The 3333-nt window shown below is 36.3% G+C and carries 3 protein-coding genes; 1 reads left to right on the forward strand and 2 read right to left on the reverse strand.

The annotated features are described in order from the left end of the window. Positions 1 to 66: 66 nt before the first annotated feature. Complete coding sequence (locus BCU68_RS15850) at positions 67 to 306, forward strand: hypothetical protein (protein WP_198591768.1); 240 nt, start codon at positions 67 to 69, stop codon at positions 304 to 306. 319 nt (positions 307 to 625) lie between these two features. Here the strand turns inward: BCU68_RS15850 and BCU68_RS15855 are convergent, their stop codons facing one another. Together BCU68_RS15855 and BCU68_RS15860 are read right to left on the reverse strand one after the other, a co-directional pair. Then, positions 626 to 1291, reverse strand: a complete 666-nt coding sequence (locus BCU68_RS15855; protein ID WP_102565709.1) for an ATP-binding protein — start codon at positions 1289 to 1291, stop codon at positions 626 to 628. 519 nt (positions 1292 to 1810) lie between these two features. Next, positions 1811 to 3013, reverse strand: coding sequence for a hypothetical protein (locus BCU68_RS15860; protein ID WP_241901393.1), 1203 nt, complete (start codon positions 3011 to 3013; stop codon positions 1811 to 1813). Between the last annotated feature and the right edge of the window lie 320 nt (positions 3014 to 3333).

Below are 3333 nucleotides of genomic sequence, written 5' to 3' on the forward strand. Positions count from 1 at the left end.
TGCTGAGTAATGAGCGCTTACGCGTTAATTAATAAATACAACCTTCAATTGCTGAATGGTCTTGGATTGACCCCAGTAGAAGAAGGGCTCATCCTTTCTAGAAATAGCAAGGCGGCATTTATTCAAAGGATAAAGAAACTTCAATTGGAAAATGATGAATTGAACGAGCAATTGCAGAAAAATACTTATATTATGCTGACGATCATCAAGATGTTGAAAACACAAACAAGACTACCAATTGAAGAAGTATTGTCTCCCTACTTACTAGGTAAGTTAAAAAATGATGAGGCTCATAATGACAGTTAATAATGCTCAAGCAAGAAAGATAAAAAAGGATGGATGTTTAGACTGAACTATACTCCAGAAATTTATTAACGAGCTACTCCAAAAAGTGAATGTGTCGCTCACTTACACAGTAGTAAAATTACTCATGAAAAGTTTTGGACACATTATTCTAACGTGATCAATTTATAGTATAATTTATGGAGTCCACTCCCTTTTTTACCAAGCCAGATTTAGGAAAACTAGTTTAAAATGAGGCTTCCTAAATGTTGATCAGTAACATTATCGCCATCGATTGAGCCAAAAATGTACTCCAAGTCTTTCATATCAGTATTTATCGGGCTTACACATACGTGTCCAAGGTATTGAATATTGCGGCGCTTTTAGATGTGGGTTTGACTTTAGGCTTTTTCATTTTAATGGTCATTGGAAATGGAAAGTCAATCCCTAATAGTAATGCTTCATCTTGACTTAATGTTGGCAAAAACGAAGCAGAACGTTGCTCCATTGTACCAGCAGATCTTTTTACGATTTCTTGATCATGGTAATTGGTTAACCGATGAACAATCAAAGATCCAACCTGACTTAATACATCTTCAGGTATATCTCTTGGGCGTTGTGTCGCAATAACTACATTCAGGTCATATTTACGGTCTTCTTTTGCAATATTGCCAAACGAATCTAGCTTGATCGCAGTTGTCTCATCTCCAACTGTTTTGTTTAAAAACTGATGTGCTTCATCTATAAAAACTAACACTGGATCACTATGGTTGATATCTCCACTTCTAGCCAATTCCATTAGTTTTCTGCCAATTGCATTAACTATAACTTCTTGATTGTTTGCTTCATACGATATTGTTGATAGATTGATCACAAGGAGGTTACTACTTGTTTTATTTGAATAAAAGTCACTAAGTAATGTCGGGATCTCCTTATATCCTTTCGCTTCTATCATCCAGTTCAAATGCTTATTTTTAGAATAAAACTTTATTCTTGATATAAGGCTCATAGAATAACCAAGATCACCATCAGATGCCCCACTCCAAACTGATTCATTTATGACTTGATCCTTCCGTAACCTTCTTTAATCGAAGGCCAAACACATTCATGAATGATTTGGCCAGCCATATGTTTGAAACACCAATACTGACTATTATTTTTATCAATCAATCAATCAATCATTTCATTGACTATGGCAAATGCATACAGCGATACCGAAATAAGCAGTAAGTTTGATAATTAATTCCGGGTGATCTCAATATCATTATAGTTTTACGCAAATTTGGGCAAGAGATTACCTGTCAAACTCCCTTCTTAGGAGTCTCATTTTTAACACAAAGCAAAATACACGTACTAGTTCCTTGAGTATCAAGAAGATGAAACAATTACTTTTCGTTAATCTAGAGCTTTGGTTTACTTCTATCTATCTACACGATATGCTTCTACCTGTCTGCCCTGTGGACGTATAGGACAGACGATAGTTATTTGCATTTTAGTGCTATTTCTAAGTCAAAAATAATTACAGATATTATTGATGATCAATGTTATTAATTACTTCAATAAAATACTTCGACAGTCCAACTCTAAATAATCTAGTTGAACTCGCCGCGTTCTTATATATACGACCTTTAGCATCCATTTCCATTACAGTGCAACTGTTCCAATGCTCTGCGTTCTTTCCGTAATCAAGTGCACCTAGGACCCCTGCTGCTTTTTCTAACTCACTTTCAGATTTACCATCATTAACTAATTGATGAATGGTTAAGCCTAGAGCTTGCCAGATCTGTGGGGATAAGTGATAACTGGTACGATCGTTGAGAAAAACCTCTTTCAATGCTTTAAGCCATACACTCAAAAAAATAATGATTTTTGTTATATAGCCATTGCATAACACTGAAGTAATGCTGGTTCCATCAGGTAACATAATGTCTTTTGGCATTTTGCTGTACTCCTGTGTGCCAACTCCAGCAACAGCACCTATGATTAGTTTGAAAAGAACGTATTGAGTGGTGATATAGCGTTCTGAGACTTTTATATGTTTGGAATCAAAATTAACACCACCATAAGATTCAATATTGGCGTCACTTATTAACTGCTCTATAAAAGGTTTCAATGGAAAATGGTCATCAGACAGTAGGTTTTTCCCATCATCAAGGTGTGGAAGGCTCAGTGATGAATCAAAAATACTGCTCTTTTTAAATAACTCAATGACATGCCCAGTGCTTAAACCTTGTTGATGATCAAACACTATACGAACTTCAACGCTCTCCATCGCAATACGCTGCCTAAGCTCACCCCTTTGATGCGCCTCTTTAGCAGTGAATCTTGAGCTAAATAGAAATGTTTTTAATCCCAAAAATTTGCAGATAGCAATCAACCCCAAAACATTCCCGACAACAAATGTATCCGAAGAGTTGTAATTTAGAGTCGACAAAGGGTGTGATACGCCGGTAAGAATAGGTTTACCGACAATCGCAAAAGTTAACGATAAAGGTGCGCTTACTGATTGTTCAATAACAATTTTTTGTTGCTCATTTTGTATCCTCTGAACTTTGTCAGCATTTTTAGAGTTCGCAGCGGCGTCAATAGCCCACCTCAACTCCGGCAATAGATTGTTCGTCGAGAAGTACGAACTTAGCTCAATCATTGGCATTGTAGTAATTAAAGTTTGTTGCGTCCGACCATGAGAACTAAGTAGCAGGCCGGTAATTTTTTTATCCGAAATACTCAAACCTTTTCATCCAGTTACCGAAAAAATGGACTTTAACTCAAAAAAACAAATTGATCCGACATGCCTGTCGGATCAATAATGGCGATGAATTTATAGAAACATTTTCCTAAAATAACGATTGTGCCACAAATATGAGGTTGAAGCATGAAAGATAAAAGTACCGACAAAAGCAATGAAATATCAGATGAGGCTCTAGAAACCTCCATCGTTGATGGTTTGTTTGTTCGATATGACGAGAGCAAAAGTAATAGCTATTTGGGTAGTTCAAAAGAGTTATTGAAAACAGCGAAGGTGTTATCTGCGTATTTCGGTGATTGCGA

Origin of the sequence: Vibrio sp. 10N.286.49.B3, assembly GCF_002873395.1 — a bacterium.
Taxonomy (GTDB): Bacteria; Pseudomonadota; Gammaproteobacteria; order Enterobacterales; family Vibrionaceae; genus Vibrio.